The 20,340-nt window shown below is 71.4% G+C and carries 21 protein-coding genes; 15 read left to right on the top strand and 6 right to left on the bottom strand.

Annotation, left to right across the window (positions count from 1 at the left end):
* Positions 1 to 4 precede the first annotated feature (4 nt).
* Together ACWC5O_RS37140 and ACWC5O_RS37135 are read right to left on the bottom strand one after the other, a co-directional pair.
* Entirely contained in the window at positions 5 to 520 is a 516-nt protein-coding gene (locus ACWC5O_RS37140; protein WP_450590942.1) for a DUF3515 domain-containing protein, read from the bottom strand.
* 20 nt (positions 521 to 540) lie between these two features.
* Positions 541 to 774, bottom strand: a complete 234-nt coding sequence (locus ACWC5O_RS37135) for an Lrp/AsnC family transcriptional regulator (RefSeq protein ID WP_450590943.1) — start codon at positions 772 to 774, stop codon at positions 541 to 543.
* Positions 775 to 981: 207 nt separating this feature from the next.
* On the opposite strand from ACWC5O_RS37135, the gene ACWC5O_RS37130 reads away from it, so the two are divergent.
* Positions 982 to 1,947: a thiamine-phosphate kinase gene (locus ACWC5O_RS37130; protein ID WP_393480440.1), complete on the top strand. Its 966-nt coding sequence runs from the start codon at positions 982 to 984 to the stop codon at positions 1,945 to 1,947.
* Positions 1,944 to 2,753, top strand: coding sequence for a bifunctional hydroxymethylpyrimidine kinase/phosphomethylpyrimidine kinase (gene thiD, locus ACWC5O_RS37125; protein ID WP_450590945.1), 810 nt, complete (start codon positions 1,944 to 1,946; stop codon positions 2,751 to 2,753). The genes ACWC5O_RS37130 and thiD overlap by 4 nt, the downstream gene beginning before the upstream one ends.
* 91 nt (positions 2,754 to 2,844) lie before the next feature.
* Here thiD and rpmB read toward each other — a convergent pair whose 3' ends face one another.
* Entirely contained in the window at positions 2,845 to 3,030 is a 186-nt protein-coding gene (gene rpmB, locus ACWC5O_RS37120; RefSeq protein ID WP_009190838.1) for a 50S ribosomal protein L28, read from the bottom strand.
* Positions 3,031 to 3,286: 256 nt separating this feature from the next.
* On the opposite strand from rpmB, the gene ACWC5O_RS37115 reads away from it, so the two are divergent.
* Positions 3,287 to 4,981, top strand: a complete 1,695-nt coding sequence (locus tag ACWC5O_RS37115; protein ID WP_450590947.1) for a DAK2 domain-containing protein — start codon at positions 3,287 to 3,289, stop codon at positions 4,979 to 4,981.
* Between the two features lie 12 nt (positions 4,982 to 4,993).
* Here the strand turns inward: ACWC5O_RS37115 and ACWC5O_RS37110 are convergent, their stop codons facing one another.
* Positions 4,994 to 7,930, bottom strand: coding sequence for a tetratricopeptide repeat protein (locus ACWC5O_RS37110; RefSeq protein WP_450590948.1), 2,937 nt, complete (start codon positions 7,928 to 7,930; stop codon positions 4,994 to 4,996).
* Positions 7,930 to 9,756 (bottom strand): HSP90 family protein, encoded by a 1,827-nt coding sequence (locus ACWC5O_RS37105; protein WP_450590949.1) that lies wholly within the window; start codon positions 9,754 to 9,756, stop codon positions 7,930 to 7,932. Before ACWC5O_RS37105 ends, ACWC5O_RS37110 begins: the two co-directional genes overlap by 1 nt.
* 201 nt (positions 9,757 to 9,957) lie before the next feature.
* Between ACWC5O_RS37105 and recG the strand changes: the two genes are divergently transcribed.
* From recG to mutM, 8 genes are all read left to right on the top strand, one after another.
* Complete coding sequence (gene recG, locus ACWC5O_RS37100; RefSeq protein WP_450590950.1) at positions 9,958 to 12,159, top strand: ATP-dependent DNA helicase RecG; 2,202 nt, start codon at positions 9,958 to 9,960, stop codon at positions 12,157 to 12,159.
* Positions 12,160 to 12,263: 104 nt separating this feature from the next.
* Positions 12,264 to 12,851 carry a 16S rRNA (guanine(966)-N(2))-methyltransferase RsmD gene (gene rsmD / locus ACWC5O_RS37095; RefSeq protein WP_450590951.1) on the top strand — a complete coding sequence of 196 codons (588 nt, stop codon included), beginning with the start codon at positions 12,264 to 12,266 and terminating at the stop codon, positions 12,849 to 12,851.
* Between the two features lie 26 nt (positions 12,852 to 12,877).
* On the top strand, positions 12,878 to 13,357 hold the full coding sequence (coaD, locus tag ACWC5O_RS37090) for a pantetheine-phosphate adenylyltransferase (protein ID WP_450591010.1): 480 nt from the start codon (positions 12,878 to 12,880) through the stop codon (positions 13,355 to 13,357).
* A 57-nt stretch (positions 13,358 to 13,414) separates the two neighbouring features.
* Positions 13,415 to 14,506, top strand: a complete 1,092-nt coding sequence (locus tag ACWC5O_RS37085) for a cell division initiation protein (RefSeq protein WP_450590952.1) — start codon at positions 13,415 to 13,417, stop codon at positions 14,504 to 14,506.
* A gap of 131 nt (positions 14,507 to 14,637) precedes the next feature.
* Positions 14,638 to 15,282, top strand: coding sequence for a YceD family protein (locus tag ACWC5O_RS37080; protein ID WP_450590953.1), 645 nt, complete (start codon positions 14,638 to 14,640; stop codon positions 15,280 to 15,282).
* 2 nt (positions 15,283 to 15,284) lie between these two features.
* A complete protein-coding gene (gene rpmF / locus ACWC5O_RS37075; RefSeq protein ID WP_003951102.1) occupies positions 15,285 to 15,458 on the top strand; it encodes a 50S ribosomal protein L32 in 174 nt (57 codons plus the stop codon).
* Between the two features lie 8 nt (positions 15,459 to 15,466).
* Positions 15,467 to 16,291, top strand: coding sequence for a ribonuclease III (gene rnc, locus ACWC5O_RS37070; protein ID WP_450590954.1), 825 nt, complete (start codon positions 15,467 to 15,469; stop codon positions 16,289 to 16,291).
* An 87-nt stretch (positions 16,292 to 16,378) separates the two neighbouring features.
* Positions 16,379 to 17,236 (top strand): bifunctional DNA-formamidopyrimidine glycosylase/DNA-(apurinic or apyrimidinic site) lyase, encoded by an 858-nt coding sequence (gene mutM / locus ACWC5O_RS37065; protein ID WP_450590955.1) that lies wholly within the window; start codon positions 16,379 to 16,381, stop codon positions 17,234 to 17,236.
* 56 nt (positions 17,237 to 17,292) lie between these two features.
* Here mutM and ACWC5O_RS37060 read toward each other — a convergent pair whose 3' ends face one another.
* A complete protein-coding gene (locus ACWC5O_RS37060; protein ID WP_450590957.1) occupies positions 17,293 to 17,685 on the bottom strand; it encodes a winged helix-turn-helix transcriptional regulator in 393 nt (130 codons plus the stop codon).
* A 132-nt stretch (positions 17,686 to 17,817) separates the two neighbouring features.
* Between ACWC5O_RS37060 and ACWC5O_RS37055 the strand changes: the two genes are divergently transcribed.
* From ACWC5O_RS37055 to ACWC5O_RS37040, 4 genes are all read left to right on the top strand, one after another.
* Positions 17,818 to 18,402 (top strand): flavodoxin family protein, encoded by a 585-nt coding sequence (locus ACWC5O_RS37055; RefSeq protein ID WP_450590959.1) that lies wholly within the window; start codon positions 17,818 to 17,820, stop codon positions 18,400 to 18,402.
* Positions 18,403 to 18,719: 317 nt separating this feature from the next.
* The gene (locus tag ACWC5O_RS37050) at positions 18,720 to 19,127 is read left to right on the top strand and encodes an SseB family protein (RefSeq protein WP_450590961.1); all 408 of its coding nucleotides are present in this window, start codon (positions 18,720 to 18,722) and stop codon (positions 19,125 to 19,127) included.
* A gap of 370 nt (positions 19,128 to 19,497) precedes the next feature.
* Complete coding sequence (locus ACWC5O_RS37045; protein WP_387692121.1) at positions 19,498 to 19,908, top strand: VOC family protein; 411 nt, start codon at positions 19,498 to 19,500, stop codon at positions 19,906 to 19,908.
* Positions 19,848 to 20,327 (top strand): tyrosine-type recombinase/integrase, encoded by a 480-nt coding sequence (locus tag ACWC5O_RS37040; RefSeq protein WP_450781166.1) that lies wholly within the window; start codon positions 19,848 to 19,850, stop codon positions 20,325 to 20,327. The genes ACWC5O_RS37045 and ACWC5O_RS37040 overlap by 61 nt, the downstream gene beginning before the upstream one ends.
* Positions 20,328 to 20,340: the final 13 nt, after the last annotated feature.

The raw sequence follows: 20,340 nt of genomic DNA, 5'->3' as shown, positions 1-20,340 counted from the left end.
GCTGTCACCGCATGGAGGCGATCCCCTTGGGGATCGCCTTCTTCACGGCCGACGCGAGTCCGGTGAGCACCGGAGTGCCGTCCGGCCCCGACATCCCCTCGGGCAGCCTCACCTGCACATAGGCCAGGCGGCCCGCCGTGGTGAACCGCCAGGTGCCGTCGCCCTGCTTCTCCATCAGCCAGTCGACGCCGTCCACCCCGCCCGCCATGGCGTCCCGGTCCCCGCCCTCGGCCACCTTCGGGTCGACCATCTTCGGCGGCCGTACGACACCGCAGCGCAGTATGATCGCCGGGCTTCCCCAGCCCGCCGTGTAGGCGGACCGGGGCTCGGGGTCCTGACGGCCCCGTCCGTCCAGCTTCTCGGGCAGCACCCGGTGCAGATCCCGGCACACCTTCGCCGTCCTCGCGTCGGGGCTGGGAACCGCCACCGTGGCGCTGTCGTCTGCGTTTGAGCAGCCCGCGACCGCGATCAGCAGCACGGGCGTGAGCAGGCCGAGAGGCCGGTGACGGAAGATGTTCACCGGCCAAGCGTAGACGGGGGCTACAGATGCACGACCGGGCAGGTCAGGGTGCGGGTGATGCCGTCCACTTGCTGGACCCTCGCGACCACCATGCGACCGAGGTCGTCGACGGTGTCGGCCTGAGCGCGCACGATGACGTCGTACGGACCCGTCACGTCCTCGGCCTGGATCACTCCAGGGATCTTGCCGATCGTCTCGGCGACGGTCGACGCCTTGCCGACCTCCGTCTGGATCAGGATGTACGCCTGTACCACGGAACCTCCAGGGCGGCCACGAGGATCATGTGGGGAAAAGGAACGCCACGGTATCGCGTCGCCGCTCCCCGCGGGGAGACCTGCGGGAACCGGGCTTGCGCGCCAGGGTGCAGGCACGACAGAAGTTGACGGTCACCTCGACCGTATCGGGGACACTGATGACGCGCGACCGGGCACACGGCAAGGGACAGAAGGGGAGCAAGGGTCATGAAGGGCACTGTCGGTGAGCTAGGGGAGTTCGGGCTCATCAGGGAGCTCACCTCCCGTCTCACCACCACCCCGGCGGTCCGGATCGGCCCCGGCGACGACGCCGCGGTGGTCGCCGCGCCCGACCGCCGGGTGGTGGCGAGCACCGACATCCTGCTGGAGGGGCGGCACTTCCGCCGTGACTGGTCCACGGCCTACGACGTCGGCCGCAAGGCGGCGGCGCAGAACCTCGCGGACATCGCCGCGATGGGTGCCGTACCGACCGCGCTGCTGCTCGGCCTGGTCGTCCCGGCCGAACTCCCGGTCACCTGGCCCAGCGAGCTGATGGACGGCCTGCGCGACGAGTGCCAGGTCGCGGGCGCCTCCGTGGTCGGCGGGGACGTCGTACGCGGGGACACGATCATGGTGTCGATCACCGCGCTCGGCGATCTGCGCAACCAGGAGCCGGTGACCCGCGCCGGAGCCCAGCCCGGCGACCTCGTGGCCGTCACGGGCTGGCTGGGCTGGTCCGCGGCCGGCTACGCGGTGCTCTCCCGCGGCTTCCGTTCCCCGCGCGCCTTCGTCGAGGCCCACCGGCGCCCCGAGCCGCCGTACCACGCGGGCCCGGCCGCCGCCGCGCTCGGCGCGACCGCGATGTGCGACGTGAGCGACGGGCTGATCGCCGACCTCGGGCACATCGCCGAGGCCAGCAAGGTCCGCATCGACATCCGCTCCGGCGCGATCGACATCCCCACGCAGATGAACGACATCGGGCAGGCCGTCGGCGTGGACCCGCTGCAGTGGGTGCTGACCGGGGGAGAGGACCACGCGATCGTGGCGACCTTCCCGCCGGACGCCAAGCTGCCGGCCCGCTGGAAGGTCATCGGCGAGGTCCTCAACCCCTCGGCGCTGCCCCAGGTGACGGTCGACGGGGCGCCCTGGACCAGCAAGGGCGGCTGGGACCACTTCGGGGACATGGAGTCGTGAGCACCGTCGGAACACCGCCGAGGGTGCTCACGGTGGCCGGTTCGGACTCCGGCGGCGGCGCCGGCGTCCAGGCCGACCTGAAGACGATGCTCATGCTCGGCGTGCACGGGATGAGCGTGATCACGGCCGTGACCGCGCAGAACTCCCTGGGCGTGCAGGGCGCCTGGGAACTGCCGGTGGAGGCCGTACGGGCGCAGTACCGCGCTGTCGTGGACGACATCGGCGTACAGGCCGTGAAGACCGGGATGCTGGCCTCGGCCGAACTGGTCGAGGCGGTCGCCGAGTTGATCTCCGGCACGGACGCGCCGGCCGTGGTGGACCCGGTGGGCGTCTCCAAGCACGGCGACCCGCTCCTGGCCGCTTCCGCGCTGGACTCCGTACGCACCAAGCTGCTTCCGGTGGCGACGGTGGCCACCCCGAACCTCGACGAGGTCACCCAACTCACGGGGGTGCGGGTCGAGTCCGAGGGCGATCTACGACGGGCCGCCGAGGCCGTGCTGGCGTACGGGCCGCGGTGGGTGCTGATCAAGGGCGGGCATCTGCCCGGGGACACCGCTGTGGACCTGCTCACGGACGGCACCGACGAGTACCGGCTGCGCTTCCCCCGCCAGGAGAACCCGCACACCCACGGCACGGGCTGCACCCTGGCGTCCGCCGTCGCGGCAGGGCTGGCGAAGGGAGTCTCGGTGCCGTTGGCGGTGGCGGGGGCCAAGGACTACGTCACCGAGACGATCAAGGCGGGATTCCCGCTGGGCAACGGGATCGGGCCGGTGGACCACGGGTGGTGGCTGCGGAATCGGGAGTGATGCGACCGGGCGCGGCAAAAAGCCGGCCCACCCGGGGGTGGACCGGCTCTGTGCAGCGAACCAGGCAGTGGCCGCGCGCTCAGCTGTTGCGTCAGCGCGAGACCTTGCCGGCCTTGATGCACGAGGTGCAAGCGTTCACGCGCTTCGGCGTCCCGCCGACCACGGTACGCACACGCTGGATGTTCGGGTTCCAGCGACGGGACGTACGGCGGTGCGAAAACGAGATGTTGTTGCCGAAGCCCGGCCCCTTGCCGCAGACGTCGCAGTTGGCAGCCACGGGTCACTCCAAAGACTTCAGATGCACTTACGGATAATCCCGGCATGCCGGGATCGAGATCGCAGGATCAGAGATCTGAGTGGCGCTGCCAGGGGAACGGCCCGATCTGGATCGGGCAACCGGAGCAGCATACAACGACTGCGCCAGCACAACGAAACTACCATGGCTGCTCAGGGGCCCGCTCCCGGCCCTCTTCCGGAGCACACCACTCCGGGGTCTACGCTGCGTCCACGTCCAGCCAGTCAGGGAGGCGCAGGTGGCGCAGGTGCCGCAGACATTCTTCGATGCTCTCGCGGTGCGCACCTGGTGCGGTCTGGCGCTGGGGGCGCTGGGACGGGCGCGCGAGGAGATCGACGCGATCAACGTCTATCCCGTGGCCGACGGGGACACCGGGACCAACCTCTATCTGACCCTGGAATCGGCGGCGACCGCCGTGGAGGCCGTGTTCGCCGGGTACGGAACGGGGGCGCAGGAGCCCTCGCTCGCGGACACCGTGCACGCGATGGCCCACGGGGCGCTCATCGGGGCCCGGGGCAACTCCGGGACGATCCTCGCCCAGCTGCTGCGGGGCATGGCCCAGGTCCTCGCCGAGGCGGAGGCCGGTGACGGGTCCCGCATCGACGGCGTGGGGCTGCGGCTGGCCCTGCGGCAGGCCGCCGACTCCGCCCGCCAGGCCGTGGCCCACCCGGTCGAGGGCACGGTGCTGACGGTCGCCTCCGCCGCGGCGGACGCCGCCGAGGGAGCCGAGGGCGACTGCGGGACGGTCGTGCGGGCTGCCTACGAGGGCGCCAGAGCGGCCCTGGCGGCGACTCCGGGGCAGCTGGCCGTGCTGGAGCGGGCCGGGGTGGTCGACGCGGGCGGCCGAGGGCTCGTGGCCGTGCTGGGGGCGCTGGTGGAGGCGTGCACGGGGGAGGCGGTACGCGAGGCCCCGAAGGGGTCGGAAGCCGTCCCGGTGGCCGTCTCCGACGCACGCGCGCGGGTGAAGGCCGTTGCCGGGGCGGACCCGTGCGCCGAGGGCGCCGAGGACGGCGGACCCGCCTACGAGGTGATCTATCTCCTGGAGGCCGACGACGAGGCCGTGGCCCGGCTGCGGGAGCGGCTCGACGCCCTCGGGGACTCCCTCGTCGTGGTCGGCGGCGACGGGCTGTGGAACGTCCACGTGCACGTCGACGACGCGGGCGCGGCCGTGGAGGTGGGCGTCGAGGCCGGGCGGCCGTACCGGATCCGGATCACCCACTTCAGGCTCGGCGACGTGCACACCGGCGGCGAGCGACCGCCGCGGGAGCGCGCCCAGCGGGCGGTCGTCGCCGTCGTGCCCGGCGAGGGCCTGGCAGGGCTGTACACCGAGGCCGGCGCGACCGCCGTCCTGGCGCGCCCCGGGGAGCCGCCCGCCAGCGGGGAGCTGGTGCAGGCCGTACGGCGGGCCCACGCGCGCGAGGTCGTGCTGCTGCCCAACGACGCCGAGCTGCGCCACACGGCCGCCGCGGCCGCCGAGCAGGCCCGCACCGAGGGCATCCGGGTCGCTCTGATCCCGACCCGCTCGGCGGTGCAGGGCATCGCCGCGCTCGCCGTGCACGAGCCGCAGCGCCGCTTCGACGAGGACGTCGTCCAGATGACCTCGGCGGCGGGCGCCACCCGGTACGCCGAGGTCGTCGTCGCGGAACGGCAGTCCTGGACGACGGCCGGCATCTGCCAGGCCGGGGACGTCCTGGGCCTGATCGACGGGGATGTGGCGGTGATCGGTGCGGACGTCGCCGCCACCGCCGAGACCGTCCTGGACCGCATGCTCCAGGCCGGCGGCGAACTGGTCACCCTCGTCGTGGGCGACGAGGCGCCCGAGAGCGTCGCCGACCGCCTGGAGGCTCGCGTGCGCGAGTCCTACCTCGCGGTGGACACGGTGGTGTACCGGGGCGGCCGGCAGGGGGCGCTGCTGCTCATCGGCGTGGAGTGAACCGGCGCCGGGTCATTTCCCGGCCCGGTCCAGCTGGAGCATCTGCGTCGCCTCCACCCGCCGCGCCTGCACGGTCTCGTCCGTGTCGCCGGCGCCTTCGTAGGCCGCGAGCACGCCACGTGCGCGTGCCACCGCCTCGGCGGAGCGGCCGAGGTCGGCCTCCAGCCAGCCCGCGGCGAGTTCGGCACCGGTACGGCTGTGCAGCCCCTCCGTGCCGAGCGCGCCGAACACCGCCGCCGCGCGGTCCAGCTGGGTCACCGCGGCCTCGAACGCGCCCTGGATCACGTCGTCCCGCTCTTCGTCCACCTCGGCCGCAGAGCGGGCCAGCAGGTCGCCGAACTGGCGGTGGGTGTTGCCGAGTTCCGCGGAGAGCTGCTCCCGGGCCGCCGGGTCCGCCGCGGCCTCCCGCGCACGCTCGCACGTGCGCACCGCCTCCGCCATCAGCTCTCGCGCGCCCTCCGCTCCGGCCTCCCCGCGCAGCGCCAGCCAGCCGCGGGCGCGCAGCGAGCGGACGAGGAAGTGCGGATTGCCGAGCGAGCGCCACAGCTCGCCCGCGCGCGCGTAGGCCTGATCGGCCTCCTCCAGCAGCCCGGCGTTGCTCAGCGACTCGGCGGCGAGATGGGCGAGCGTGGCGTGGTCCTGCTGCTCGGGCCAGTGCCGGGCGATCTCGGCCGCCTGCAGCCGCCGTTCGGCGGCCTCCCGGTGCTCACCCAGCTCGCTCAGGCAGTCCCCGAGCCACCACCGCGCCTGTACGACGGCCCCGTCGCCGTGCGTCTCGGCGGACAGGTCGGGCAGCGCCGACTCCAGCACCTCGGCCGCCTCCGCGCACCGCCCCTGGCGCAGCAGGAAGCCGCCCAGCTGGTGCCGTGCCCAGGCGCCCAGGGTGGCGCTCTCGCCCGCCTCGTCGGCCCAGTGCGCGGCCTCCAGGGCGTGCTCCGCCGCCTCCACGACCTCGTCCCGGAGACCGAGCAGCTCGGCGAGCTGGAGATGCAGCTGCGCCCGCCCGACGGGCTCCACGTACGGCCCGCCGTGCTCCAGGGCGGCCCGCAGCGCCCGCTCGGCCCCGGTCTGATCGCCGAGCCGCTGCGCCAGCGCCGCGACCTGCACCTCGTACTCCACCGCGAACCACGGCAGCCCGGCCGCCACGTACTCCGTGGCGGCCTGCCGGAACAGCTCCGCCGTCCGCTCGACGTCCCCGGACTTCCCGGCCAGCTCGGCGAGCATCGCCCGCGCCTCGGCGGCCCGCGCGGCCAGGCGCACGTCGTCGCCCGCCCGCCCGTCGACGAGCGCCAGCACCTCGAGCACGGCCCGCTCGGCCGCCGCCCGCGCCTCCGGGCTCGCCGCGCCCTCGGCGCCGTCGTGCACCCGCCGCATCAGGACCCGCGCCCGGCTCATCACCACCGACGCCGTCTGCCGTACCCCGGTGGCGCCCTCGGCGTACAGCGCGAGGGCCTGGTCGTACAGCGCGGCGACCGTTGTCAGGGCCTCGTCCACCTCGCCCGTCAGCGCGCGTACGTACGCCCCGCGCGCGCGTGCCGCCAGGGCCTCCCCGGGGTCGCCCGCCTCCGCGTACAGCCCGGCGGCCCGGTCGAACAGGGCGATGCCCTCGGGGCCCTGGGCCATCGCCTCGTGGTCGGCGATCTGCGCGCGGTCGCGGGCGTCCAGCTCGGCCCCCTCGGCGGCCCGTGCGACCGCCGCCCAGGCCTCCAGGGCGTGCGGCTGCAGGGTGTCCGACAGCCGGCGTGCCTCGGCCAGCAGGGCGGACAGGTCCGGCTGTCCGGGAACCTCGGGCGCCGGGGGCGGTACCAGGGGCTGCGGCGTGGAGCGCACCGTGCGCACGCCCAGCGGCAGCCGGTCCACCAGCGGGCGCTGGGCCATGCGCGCGCGGACGCGGTCGCCGACGTACGACGTGCCGTTGCGCCGGTCGAACTGCCCGGCCAGGTCCAGCGCCTCCGCGCGCGCGTGGGCGGCCAGTTCCCGTGCCGTCCAGGACCGTCCGGCAGGGCCCGGCACCTGCCGCTCGCCGAGCCCCAGCCCGGTCAGCCGGTCCGTCAGCAGCGTCACCACGGCCATGAAGTCCAGCCGGCTGCGCGGATGCCCGGTGTCCGTGAAGTACGCCGGCCGCTGCGCGAGCAACTCCAGACCGCGCGCCTCGTTGCCGGTGAGCGCGCAGAACTCCACGTGGTCCGCGTAGGCGCCCCGCATGCTCTCCATGGGGCGTACGAGCCGGAAGCCCCGCAGATGGTGGGTGCGGGCGTCGTCCAGGCGGCCCAGGCGCAGCAGGGGAGTCAGCGAGGAGGCGAGGACCGTGTGCGGCTCGTGGGCGCAGCTGTACTCGCCCTCCAGCACCGGCCGCCACAACTCCAGCGCGTCCGCGTCCCGGCCGCGCTTGACCTGCCAGATGCCCTGCCCGTGCAGCTCGCAGGCGTGGCAGTCGGCCATCCGGTCCCGGTCCGCGGCCAGCCAGGCCGCGTACGCCCGCTCCGCGCGCTCCAGGTCGCCTATGTGTGCCGCGACACTGAACTCTGCGCTGCGCACCGCCCGTTCGGAGTGCCCCGCGAGCCGGTAGCGGTTCTCCATCTCGCCGAGCCACTTCTCGATCGAGGCGAGCGGGATGTGCGGCTGGTCCAGCATGCCCGCCGACACCCACTTGAAGACCCAGTGCAGCGAGTGCGCCTCGTACTCGTCGAAGTCCTCCGGCCGTTCGTCCCACAGGCGCAGCAGCCGCGCGAACGGGACGAACATCCGGTCCTTCTCGGAGCTGTAGTTGTAGACCTTCAGCTGGTGCCCGAGCGCCTCGATCACGGCGAGCGGGATGTTCAGCTTCTCGGCCTCGGCGAGCAGCTGCTCCGCGCGCGCGTTGCGTGCGGGGCCCTCCGGCTGCTCGGAGTTCTCCGCCATCGCCCGGCGCAGCGCGTCGAAGTCCGCGATCCCGTCGATTCCACCCATCAGCGACCGTTCTCCCCGTGTGTGGCCCACTCCAGGAGGCCGATGAACGCCCGGTTGAGCAGCGCAGAGTCGGCCGGCCTCAGCGGACGCTGCGCCATCAGCAGCGCCTGCCCGTACAACGACTCCGTGGCGGTGCCGATCAACTCCGGGTCCCGCAGTGAACTGATCCTGCGGATCAGCGGGTTGAGATGGTTGAGCACCAGACGCGCGCGCGGAGCGCTGCCGCGCAGCGAGCCCAGGATGCCCGCCCACAGGTCGTCGGCCTGCTCCTCGGCCTCGGCCCGCGCCTGCTCGTGCCGGGCGGCCCGGTCGTCCAGGTGCAGCGCGGGCACGGACAGCGGGTGGAATGCGCGCAGCACGACGTCACAGCCCAGCGGGTCGAGCTTCGCGCGCGCGGCCGCCAGGAAGCCCGACAGCGCCAGCTCCTCTGCAGGGTCCACCGCGTCCAGGTGCGCGGTCACGGTGTCCGCGTCCAGCTCGGCGACCACCGTGCCCGGCCGCACCGACGGCAGCGCCTCGACCAGCTCGCTGTCGTACGTGTAACCGCCGTTGACCACGCCGACGCCCTGTGCCGAGGCGATCGGCGCCACCTGCCGGTACTCCTCGACCGTCCGCGTGAAGTGCACCACCGGGTGCCGCTGCGCGAACTCCTCCAGGGACAGCTGCCCGTCGGTCGTCTCGAACGGCAGCCATGGCAGCATCGTGCGCAGCATGTCGCCGTCGTGCCGGGCCAGCGACTTCACACCCAGGTGGTGCACGGCGAGGAACGCGGCCAGCCGCTCCGGATCACCGGCCGCCAGCCCCGTGAGCCAGGACCGGATCCGCTCCCCGAGCGCCTCCCGCACGGCCGCCAGGGTCTCGTCCTCGTACAGCGACTCACGCGAGGCCGTGGGCCGCAGGCTGTCGGTGTCCAGGACGCAGCGCACGAAGAAGGCCCAGTCGGGCAGCAGCTGTTCGGCCCGCTCGGTCAGCAGCATGCCCTTCAGGTGCACGCGGTGCGTGGCCCGCTGCGCCGGGCTGACCGCCGATGGCAGCACGTACGCCACCCCGCGGATCCCGGCCAGTGGCACGTCCAGGTCGATCGAGTCCAGCGGGGTGAAACCGAACAGTTCGTGGCAGTGCCGGGCCAGCGCCACCCGGCGCGTCGCGGGAGTCGGATAGGCGCGGTCCCAGGGCGCCGGGAGGTCCGTGACCTCCTCCTCGCCCACCCGGACGTCGTACGGCAGCAGCGAGCCGAAGTCCCGGGCCAGGGTGCGGACCCGCTCGGGCGACAGCCACTCGGCCGCGCCGGCCCGCGCCACCAGGTGCACGGTGGTGCCCGGCTCGGGCCGCTCGGCGTCGGGCAGCGTCCGCACGGTGTACGAGCCGTCGTCGCGGGCCGTCCACTCCACGGGCGGCGCCCCGGGCGTACGGGCGCTGCGGCTGACCACCCGGATCCGCTCGGCGACCACGAAACAGGCCAGCAGGCCGATGCCGAACTGGCCGAGGAAGTCGGACCGGGCCTCCTGCAGGCCGTCCGCCCGCTTGGAACTGCGGCCGATCGTCGCCAGCAGGCTGTGCACGTCCGACTCGGTGAGCCCGATGCCGCTGTCCTCCACCCGCAGGGCGCCGTCCGCGGCATGCAGACGCACCCGGGCCGGGGCGCCCGGATCCTCGGTCCGACGGGCGGTGATCGCGTCCACCGCGTTCTGCAGCAGCTCGCGCAGGTAGACCTTGGGGCTGGAGTAGAGGTGATGGGAGAGCAGGTCCACCAAACCACGCAGGTCGACCTGGAACGTATGAGGTGACTGGGATGCCTGGGATGACTGTGAGGTCTGGGAGTCCATCGTCGCAGCGCCGGTGGGGGGAGCCTGCCTTCGGCGCGGGGTCGGGCGGTCCCGGATGGGGCGGTGACCGCGGGGGATGGCCGGAGCGCGCCATCCTAGGCCCGGAACAGGGCCCCTGACCAGCGCTTCCGGGGACGAATACGGCACGAGGGCACCGACCTGACGGGCATGTCTTCGGCATTGTCAGTGCCGTGGTGTGCAATGGATCTCGTGCCCGCACTGGAAGAACCACTGAAGAAGGTGCTCGGCCCCGCCACCGCGAAGGTGATGGCCGAGCACCTCGGCCTGCAGACCGTCGGCGACCTCCTGCACCACTATCCGCGCAGATACGAGGAGCGCGGCCAGCTCACGCACCTCGCCGACCTCCCCATGGACGAACACGTCACGGTGGTCGCCCAGGTCGCCGACGCCCGCCTGCACACCTTCGCCTCCGCCAAGGCCCCGCGCGGCAAGGGCCAGCGCCTGGAGGTCACCATCACGGACGGCAGCGGCCGGCTCCAACTGGTCTTCTTCGGCAACGGCGTTCACAAGCCCCACAAGGAGCTGCTGCCGGGCACCCGCGCGATGTTCGCCGGCAAGGTCTCCGTCTTCAACCGCCGCCTCCAACTCGCTCACCCTGCCTACGAGTTGCTGCGCGACGACAGCGGCGAGACCGTCGAGTCCTGGGCCGGCGCCCTCATCCCCATCTACCCGGCCACCGCCAAGCTGGAGTCCTGGAAGATCGGCAAGGCCGTCCAGACGGTGCTGCCCAGCGCCGAGGAGGCCCTCGACCCGCTGCCGCCCTCCCTCCGCGAGGGCCGGGGCCTGGTCCCCCTCCCCGAGGCCCTCCTCAAGATCCACCGCCCGCACACCAAGGCCGACATCGCCGACGCCCGCGCCCGCCTGAAGTGGGACGAGGCCTTCGTCCTCCAGGTCGCCCTGGCCCGCCGGCGCCACGCCGACGCCCAACTCCCGGCCGTGCCCCGCCGACCGAAGCCCGACGGCATCCTCACGGCCTTCGACGACCGCCTGCCCTTCACCCTCACCGAGGGCCAGCAGAAGGTCTCCAAGGAGATCTTCGACGACCTGGCGACGGAGCATCCGATGCACCGGCTGCTCCAGGGGGAGGTCGGCTCCGGAAAGACCCTGGTCGCGCTCCGCGCCATGCTCGCCGTCGTCGACGCGGGCGGGCAGGCCGCCATGCTCGCGCCCACCGAGGTGCTCGCCCAGCAGCACCACCGGTCGATCGTCGAGATGATGGGCGAGCTGGCCGAGGGCGGCATGCTGGGCGGCGCCGAGCACGCCACCAAGGTCGTGCTGCTCACCGGCTCCATGGGGGCCGCCGCACGCCGTCAGGCGCTGCTCGATCTCGTCACCGCGGACGCCGGGATCGTGATCGGCACGCACGCGTTGATCGAGGACAAGGTGCAGTTCCACGACCTCGGCCTGGTCGTGGTCGACGAGCAGCACCGCTTCGGCGTGGAGCAGCGCGACGCCCTGCGCGGCAAGGGCAAGCAGCCCCCGCACCTGCTGGTCATGACGGCCACCCCCATCCCGCGCACGGTCGCGATGACGGTCTTCGGCGACCTGGAGACCTCCGTCCTGGACCAGCTCCCGGCCGGCCGCTCCCCGATCGCCACCCACGTGGTCCCCGCCGCCGACAAGCCGCACTTCCTGGCCCGCGCCTGGGAGCGGGTGCGCGAGGAGGTGGGGAACGGCCATCAGGCGTACGTCGTCTGCCCCCGGATCGGCGACGACGAGGACGACCCGAAGAAGGCGAAGAAGTCCCCGGAGGACGAGGCCGAGAAGCGCCCGCCCCTGGCCGTCCTCGACGTGGCCGGCCAACTGGCCAAGGGCCCCCTCCAGGGTCTCAAGGTCGAGGTCCTCCACGGCCGTATGCACCCCGACGACAAGGACGCGGTCATGCGCCGCTTCGCCGCCGGCGAGACCGACGTCCTGGTCGCCACCACGGTCATCGAGGTCGGCGTGAACGTCCCGAACGCCACCGCCATGGTGATCATGGACGCGGACCGCTTCGGCGTCTCCCAGCTCCACCAGCTCCGCGGCCGCGTGGGCCGAGGCTCGGCCCCAGGCCTGTGCCTCCTGGTCACCGAGATGCCCGAGGCCAGCGCCGCCCGCCAGCGCCTGAACGCCGTGGCCTCCACCCTCGACGGCTTCGAACTCTCCCGCATCGACCTGGAACAGCGCCGCGAGGGCGACGTCCTCGGCCAGGCCCAGTCCGGCGCCCGCACCAGCCTCCGCGTCCTGGCGGTCATCGAGGACGAGGAGGTCATCGCCGAGGCGAGAGAGGAGGCGGCGGCGGTAGTGGCAGCCGATCCCGACTTGGAGGACCTTCCCGGCCTGCGCACGGCGTTGGAAGCGCTTTTGGACGAGGAAAGGGAGCAGTACCTGGAAAAGGGGTGAGGGAGACTCCCCAAGGGGCGCGGGACAATATCGATATGCGGCTCCGCCGCGTGGGCACGACCAGCCACACTGAACCTGCACACACCCACAACCGAGGACCGAAGATGACCCGCGTGATCGCCGGCGCAGCCGGCGGACGTCGCCTCGCCGTGCCGCCCGGTACCGGCACCCGCCCCACCTCCGACCGCGCCCGCGAAGGTCTCTTCTCCACCTGGCAATCCCTCCTCGGCGGCCCCCTGGACGGCGAACGGGTCCTCGACCTCTACGCCGGCTCCGGCGCCGTGGGCCTGGAGGCGCTGTCCCGAGGCGCGAGCCACACCCTCCTGGTCGAGGCGGACGCCCGCGCAGCGAAGATCGTCCGTGAGAACGTGAAAAACCTGGACCTGCCCGGCGCAGAGGTAAGAGCAGGCAAAGCGGAACAGATCATCAGAACGGCACCCCCTGCGGAGCCGTACGACCTCGTCTTCCTGGACCCCCCGTACGCCGTTGGAGACGACGATCTTCGGGAGATTCTGCTCACACTCCGCTCGGAGGGCTGGCTCGCCGAGGAAGCCCTCGTCACCGTGGAGCGCAGCACCAGAGGCGGCGAATTCCACTGGCCGGACGGTTTCGAGGCGCTCCGGTCCCGTCGTTACGGCGAGGGAACGTTTTGGTACGGTCGCGCCGCCTCTACGTGCGAAGACGCACGATGACCGGACCGGAGAGCGAGGGATCACAAGTGCGCCGCGCCGTCTGTCCCGGGTCGTTCGACCCGATCACCAACGGACATCTCGACATCATCGCCCGCGCTTCCCGTCTGTATGACGAGGTCTACGTCGCGGTGATGATCAACAAGTCCAAGAAGGGCCTGTTCGAGATCGACGAGCGGATCGAGCTGATCCGCGAGGTCACCGCCGAGTACGGCAACGTGATCGTCGAGTCCTTCCACGGCCTCCTCGTCGACTACTGCAAGCAGCGCGACATCCCGGCCATCGTGAAGGGCCTGCGCGCGGTCAGCGACTTCGACTACGAGCTCCAGATGGCCCAGATGAACATCGGCCTGACGGGAGTCGAGACGCTGTTCGTGCCGACCAACCCGACCTACAGCTTCCTGTCCTCCTCGCTCGTCAAGGAGGTCGCGGCCTGGGGCGGCGACGTCTCCCACCTGGTGCCGCCTTCCGTCCTCGAGGCCCTCAACGGGCGTCTGCGCAAGGACTGAACGGGCTACAGTCGTCCCGTCCGTCTCCAACACAGCTGTAGAGAGTGGCGAGCACAGGTGGACGTCCAGAAGAAGCTCGACGAGATCGTCTCCACGGTCTCCGGCGCCCGGTCCATGCCCATGTCGGCGTCGTGCGTGGTCAACCGCGCCGAGCTGCTCGCGATGCTCGAAGAGGTGCGCCAGGCCCTGCCCGGCTCCCTCGCGCAGGCGCAGGAGCTGATCGGCGACCGCGACCAGATGGTCGAGCAGGCCCGTCAGGAGGCCGAGCGGATCATCGGGAACGCGCACGCCGAGCGGGGCTCGCTGATCTCCGACACCGAGATCGCCCGCCGCTCCCAGGCCGAGGCCGAGCGGATCCTCGCCGAGGCCCGCACGGAGGCCGAGGAGGTCCGCGCCGAGGCCGACGACTACGTCGACTCCAAGCTCGCCAACTTCGAGGTCGTCCTCACCAAGACCCTCGGCTCGGTCGGCCGCGGCCGCGAGAAGCTGCTCGGCACGGGGCCCGGCCTGGACGAGAACGGCTACGAGGACGAGGACGCCCCCGAGCGCAGCCAGGACCCGGAGACCCTGCGCCACAACGCGGACGCCTACGTCGACGCCAAGCTGGGCGCCTTCGAGGCGGTCCTCGCCAAGACCCTGGAGGCCGTCGGCCGCGGCCGGCAGAAGCTGCACGGCCGGATCGCCACGGACGACCTCGGCGTGCTCGCCGACGACACCACGACCTTCCAGCACTCCAGCGACGCCGACTACCTCGCCGACCTCGCGGCCGTCGCCGACACCCCGGCCGAGCGCCCGGCCCAGCCCCAGCCGCCCCAGCCGCCGCAGCCGTCGTACGAGCCGCAGCCGGCCTACGGCTACCAGCAGCAGCCGGACCCGTACGCGGGCTTCCCGCAGCAGTCCGACTACGCCCAGCAGGACCCGTACGGCTACCAGCAGGCCGATCCCTACGCCCCCACCTCGGGCTACGCTCCGGCGGGAGATGCGCCCTTCCAGGGCTACGACGCCCAGCAGGCCGCCTACGAGTCCCAGCAGCCCCAGCAGCAGCCCCAGTCCCATCAGGGCTACGCTCTCGACGAGACCAGCCTCTTCGACACGAGCATGATCACTGCGGAGCAGCTGCGGGCCTACGAACAGGGCCGGGGTCTGTAGCCGGGTACCGGATTGGGCCCTGAGCGAAAGGTCCAGTATCCTGGCTCTTCGGTCGCGCGTACGTCCGCGATCAACGCTGCCCGGGACACCGACGGGTGGCGTCCCTCCGAGTTCGAAGATCGAAAGCAGGAATGGCTCCCAACGCCCGCCTCGACCACCGCAACCCCCTCGTGTTCGACACGCACGAGCTGGGTCGGCGTCCTGGCGCGCTGCAGCGCCTGACTCGCGAGATCGACGCCCCCGCGGATCTCGGTATCCAGGGAGTCATCGGAGTACCGGAAGGCGCCCCGGTGGAACTCGAACTCCGGCTCGAGTCGGTCATGGAAGGGGTGCTCGTCACGGGCACCGCCCGTGCACAGGCCGAGGGGGAGTGCGTAAGGTGTCTGGAGCCGGTCGAGCTGGAGCTCGAAGCGGACTTCCAGGAGCTGTTCTCGTACCCTGACGCCGACGACCGGGGCCGCGTGATCGCGGAACCGGGCGACGACGCCGAGGACGACGAGGACAGGTTCTTCCTCGAGGACGGACTCTTCGACCTCGAGCCTCTGCTGCGTGATGCGGTGGTGCTTGCACTGCCGATGCAGCCGGTGTGCCAGGACGACTGCGCGGGCCTGTGCTCCGAGTGCGGAGCGCGACTCACGGACGACCCGGACCACCACCATGACGCCGTCGACATCCGTTGGGCGGCACTGCAGGGACTCGCCGGTTCGCTCGAACCCGGCGAGAAGGACGAGATGAGCGGCGCCGAAGCGGGCGTCGACGAGAAGCAGGAGAAGTAGCCGTGGCTGTTCCGAAGCGGAAGATGTCGCGCAGCAACACGCGCCACCGCCGGTCGCAGTGGAAGGCTGCGGTCCCCACCCTGGTTGCGTGCGAGCGCTGCCACGAGCCCAAGCAGCAGCACATTGCGTGCCCGTCTTGCGGCACCTACAACAAGCGCCAGGTCCTCGAAGTCTGAGCGGGCTGGTGAGAGGCACTGTGTCCAGTCCCAAGAAGGCGGAAGACGCCAAGGCGGACTCATCCGTCAAGAAGAAGACGGACAACACGGCCTCGTCCCACACGCTTCTGGAAGGGCGGCTCGGCTACCAGCTCGAGTCCGCCCTTCTGGTGCGTGCGCTGACCCACCGTTCCTACGCGTACGAGAACGGCGGTCTGCCGACGAACGAGCGGCTGGAGTTCCTCGGGGACTCCGTGCTCGGCCTCGTCGTCACGGACACGCTGTACCGCACCCACCCCGACCTGCCCGAGGGCCAGCTGGCCAAGCTGCGGGCCGCGGTGGTCAACTCGCGTGCGCTGGCGGAAGTGGGCCGCGGCCTCGACCTGGGCGCCTTCATCCGGCTCGGCCGGGGTGAAGAGGGCACGGGCGGCCGGGACAAGGCGTCCATCCTCGCCGACACCCTCGAAGCGGTGATCGGTGCGGTCTATCTCGATCAGGGCCTCGACGCGGCGTCCGAGCTGGTGCACCGGCTCTTCGACCCGCTGATCGAGAAGTCCTCGAACCTCGGAGCCGGCCTGGACTGGAAGACCAGCCTCCAGGAGCTGACCGCGATCGAGGGGCTCGGCGTGCCCGAGTACCTGGTCACGGAGACCGGCCCCGACCACGAGAAGACCTTCACTGCTGCCGCCCGCGTCGGGGGCGTCTCGTACGGCACCGGCACCGGCCGCAGCAAGAAGGAGGCGGAGCAGCAGGCCGCCGAGTCCGCCTGGCGGTCCATCCGGGCCGCGGCGGACGAGCGCGCCAAGGCGGCCAAGGAGGCCGCGAAGGACGACACGTCGTCCGCCACCGCCTGACCTGCAAGAGCACAACACCGAGCGCCCGTCCGAAGTCTGTCTCCGGGCGGGCGCTCGGCTCATCCACCGGTCCGTACGGGGGTCCAGATGCCCGAGTTGCCTGAGGTCGAGGTCGTCCGGCGGGGCCTTGCGCGGTGGGTCGCCCATCGCACCGTCGCCGACGTCGAGGTGCTCCACCCGCGCGCCGTGCGCCGGCACATCGCGGGGGCCGACGACTTCGCGCACCGCCTCAAGGGCCACCACATCGGCACCCCCAGCCGGCGCGGCAAGTACCTGTGGCTGCCGCTGGAGGAGACGAACCAGTCCGTCCTGGCCCACCTCGGCATGAGCGGCCAGCTGCTGGTGCAGCCGCACGAGGCGCCGGACGAGAAGCATCTGCGCATCCGCGTCCGTTTCGCCGACTCCCTGGGCACCGAGCTGCGCTTCGTGGACCAGCGCACCTTCGGCGGCCTCTCGCTGCACGACAACACCCCCGAGGGCCTGCCCGACGTCATCGCGCACATCGCCCGCGACCCCCTCGACCCGCTGTTCGACGACGAGGCCTTCCACCTGGCCCTGCGGCGCAAGCGGACCACCATCAAGCGGGCTCTGCTGGACCAGTCGCTGATCAGTGGGGTCGGCAACATCTACGCGGACGAGGCCCTGTGGCGCGCCCGCATCCACTACGAGCGCCCCACGGCCAACTTCACCCGCCCGGTCACGACGGAACTGCTCGGCCACGTCCGCGACGTGATGAACGCGGCCCTCGCCGTCGGCGGCACCAGCTTCGACAGCCTGTACGTCAACGTCAACGGCGAGTCGGGCTACTTCGACCGGTCCCTGGACGCGTACGGCCGTGAGGGCCTGCCCTGCAAGCGGTGCGGCACCCCCGTGCGCCGCCGCCCCTGGATGAACCGGTCCAGCTACTTCTGCCCGAAGTGCCAGCGGCCACCGCGGAAGGGCTGAACGGAACCCCCGTGGCGCTGCCCGGGTACGGCGACGAGGACTGACTCCCGGTCGGGCTACGACGGCTGCCGGGTGTCGTACGCCGCGCGGGCCGCGAGGACGTCGTCCATCGAGCCCTCCACACAGTGGATGAGGGCGAGCAGCCGCTCGGCGACCCGGCGGCCGAGGGGCGTCAGGTCGTAGTCCACGCGGGGCGGGTTGGTCGGCTGGGCCTCGCGGTGCACCAGGCCGTCGCGTTCCAGCGCGTGCAGGGTCTGGGACAGCATCTTCTCGCTCACGCCGTCGACGTGGCGGCGCAGCTCGTTGAAGCGCAGCGAGCCCTCGTACAGCGCGCCGAGCGTCAGGCCGCCCCAGCGGCCCGTGACGTGCTCCAGCGTGCCGCGCGACGGGCATGCCTTGGCGAACACGTTGTATGCGAGATCGTCCTGCTCCTGGGTCATGCCGGTCATACCGCAAGGGTACGCGAGCGCAGCGCTAACCAACAGGTTGCACTATCCAGAAGTTAGTGCTTTCCTGTGGTTACCGCTTATGAGCTGCCCGTTCGGGCTGTTCGAGTGTTTGGCTTGCCTAGAGGAGCAATCATGACCACCCCCGTTGTGTCCATCGCCTACCACTCCGGCTACGGCCACACCGCCGTGCTCGCCGAGGCCGTCCGCGCCGGTGCCGCGGAGGCCGGTGCCGAGGTGCACCTGATCAAGGTGGACGAGATCACCGACGAGCAGTGGGAGACCCTGGACCGTTCCGACGCGATCGTCTTCGGCTCGCCCACCTACATGGGCACCGCGTCCGGCGCCTTCCACGTCTTCGCCGAGGCGTCCTCCAAGCGCTGGTTCGGCCAGGACTGGAAGGACAAGCTGGCGGCCGGCTTCACCAACTCCGGTTCCAAGAGCGGCGACAAGCTGCACACCCTGCAGTTCTTCCAGATCCTCGCCGCCCAGCACGGCATGAACTGGGTCAACCTCGGCCTGCACCCCGGCTGGAACAACAGCGACGGCTCCGAGCACGACCTCAACCGCCTCGGCTTCTTCGCGGGCGCGGCCGCCCAGTCCAACGTGGACGAGGGCCCGGAGGCCGTGCACAAGGCCGACGTGGCCACGGCCGAGCACCTGGGCCGCCGGGTGACGGAGACGGCGAAGGTGTTCGCGCTGGGCCGCGCCGCCGCGTAACTCGCTCAGCACCCGACGGTCAGTGCCTGAGGGCCATTTCCGACGATCGGTGTCCGACGGGCTGTCTCAGTAGCCGAAGAAGTGAAGGGCCTGGTCTCTGACCTGCGGCCGTGTAATCGATCAACGCTGCGACCTGCGACTTGACTGTCGGTGGTTGTCAGCGTTGGTCGTCGTTGAGCGCCCTTGACGGCCCCGAGACGGCCCCGAGACGGCCCCGGGTCGGCGTTCGTGCGCGGACTCACCGCATGATCGGACCGATCGCGGGTAGACGATCCGTCGTCCCGGGGGGCGGCTCTGTGTAAAAAGGGTGGGGCGCTATGACTGAGATCCCGGCAGAGGTCTTCGAGTTGGTGGCGCGGAAAGCTCTGCAAGACCTGTCCACCGCGGTGGACCCACGGGCGCTGGAAGCGCTGGCCGGCTGTGACGTGCTGATTCCTGCGATCGGCGGGATCCGGTACACGCGTGACCGCAGTGAACTTGTGCGGCTTGTGCTGCCGGTGATCGAAAGCGTCGACGACGCCCCCGCGGTCATGGTCTTCACTTCGGAGGAACGGCTACTCAGGGCCTTTCCTCAGGTCCCCTGCTACAGGCGTGTCACCCTGCGGGACCTGGCCTCTCGCTGGCCGAGCGATGAGGTGGTGCTGGTGATCGACGCCGGGGACGAAGACGAGCTGACACTGTCCGCGCACAACGCGCGGTGGCTGCTCGGCCACTGCCTCGTGTGACCGCCAGGTCGGCTTGACGTCGCGGTCGGTGGGGGCCAACGCCACGCGCCGGTTCACAAGGTTTGCGGTGCGGCCTCATCCTCATCAGGTCGATCATGTGGGGTCATGGACGTCGGCCAACTCGCTCTGGTCTCGATGGATCGTCCGTCGGTGTTCGGCGCTGACCGTTGCCGTTCGCCCCTGTTGATGTCAGCCGTTGATGTCAGCGATGAGGGGCGCTCTTGACAAACCCAACACAGCCTACTAAGCGGCTCCGCCGAAGTCCGCTGCTGATCCGCACCTGCGGTACAAACCCGGCCGCCCCTGGTGAACGGGGTCTGGGGGCGAAGCCCCCAGGAAGTCGGGTGTGAGCTTGTGACAAGATCGCGAGATGCTGCGACTCACCGATTTCATTATCGACTGCCCGGACACGATGAAGCTGGCGGCCTTTTACTCCGAGGTGACGGGCCGTCCGATCAAGGAAGGCAGCTCCGAGGACTGGGCTGGCATCCAGTTCGGCGAGATCGAGCTGGCATTCATCCGGGTGGACGACTACCGCGCTCCGCAGTGGCCCGACAGTGAGCACCCCAAGCAGTTCCACCTCGACTTCGAAGTGGACGAGATCGAGTCCGAGCAGCGCCGCGTCCTCGACCTCGGCGCGACGCTAAGGCAGGACTTCATCGGCCCCAATGGCTACGGCTGGCAGGTCTACACCGACCCGATCGGCCACCCCTTCTGCCTGTGCCGCAACAAGGGCGTCATCTGGACCGACCAGGGCCCGATCTGGCCCAAGCACGACTAATTAGCCGCCTACCTCCTCACCCACCACTCTCCCCAGCTCAGCCGGGTGCCTTGGTGCTCGATGGCCCGCCGGCCACAGCGTCGCTGATCTTCACCGGTTCCAGGGGCCTCGCGCTGGACCGTAACCGGTTCAATGACCGCATGTGGCGGCCGGCTCTCCGCGCTGCGGATGTCGCGACCGGGCGGGACAACGGCATGCACGCCCTGAGGCACTTCTACGCCTCGGTCCTGCTCGACGCGGGGGAGAGCATCAAGGCACTCAGCGAATACCTGGGTCACCACGATCCCGGCTTCACGCTGCGGACGTACACGCACCTGATGCCGTCGAGCGAGACCCGTACCCGGGCCGCCGTTGACCGCGTCTTCGGGAGCGATGAACCTGCGGATGACGGCCCCGAGACGGCCCAGGGGGACGCTTAGGGACCTGACCTGC

The sequence above is a fragment of the Streptomyces sp. NPDC001450 genome (assembly GCF_053597295.1).
This window is presented reverse-complemented; position numbering and strand designations above follow the sequence as displayed.

Excerpts from the sequence above, each read along its gene's own strand:
- ACWC5O_RS37055 (WP_450590959.1), top strand. The coding sequence starts at position 17,818 with ATGACCACCCCCGTTGTGTCCATCGCCTACCACTCCGGCTACGGCCAC.
- mutM (WP_450590955.1), top strand. The coding sequence starts at position 16,379 with ATGCCCGAGTTGCCTGAGGTCGAGGTCGTCCGGCGGGGCCTTGCGCGG.
- ACWC5O_RS37105 (WP_450590949.1), bottom strand. The coding sequence starts at position 9,756 with ATGGACTCCCAGACCTCACAGTCATCCCAGGCATCCCAGTCACCTCAT.
- rsmD (WP_450590951.1), top strand. The coding sequence starts at position 12,264 with ATGACCCGCGTGATCGCCGGCGCAGCCGGCGGACGTCGCCTCGCCGTG.
- ACWC5O_RS37045 (WP_387692121.1), top strand. The coding sequence starts at position 19,498 with ATGCTGCGACTCACCGATTTCATTATCGACTGCCCGGACACGATGAAG.
- ACWC5O_RS37110 (WP_450590948.1), bottom strand. The coding sequence starts at position 7,930 with ATGGGTGGAATCGACGGGATCGCGGACTTCGACGCGCTGCGCCGGGCG.
- ACWC5O_RS37130 (WP_393480440.1), top strand. The coding sequence starts at position 982 with ATGAAGGGCACTGTCGGTGAGCTAGGGGAGTTCGGGCTCATCAGGGAG.
- ACWC5O_RS37080 (WP_450590953.1), top strand. The coding sequence starts at position 14,638 with ATGGCTCCCAACGCCCGCCTCGACCACCGCAACCCCCTCGTGTTCGAC.
- recG (WP_450590950.1), top strand. The coding sequence starts at position 9,958 with ATGGATCTCGTGCCCGCACTGGAAGAACCACTGAAGAAGGTGCTCGGC.
- ACWC5O_RS37060 (WP_450590957.1), bottom strand. The coding sequence starts at position 17,685 with ATGACCGGCATGACCCAGGAGCAGGACGATCTCGCATACAACGTGTTC.
- ACWC5O_RS37050 (WP_450590961.1), top strand. The coding sequence starts at position 18,720 with ATGACTGAGATCCCGGCAGAGGTCTTCGAGTTGGTGGCGCGGAAAGCT.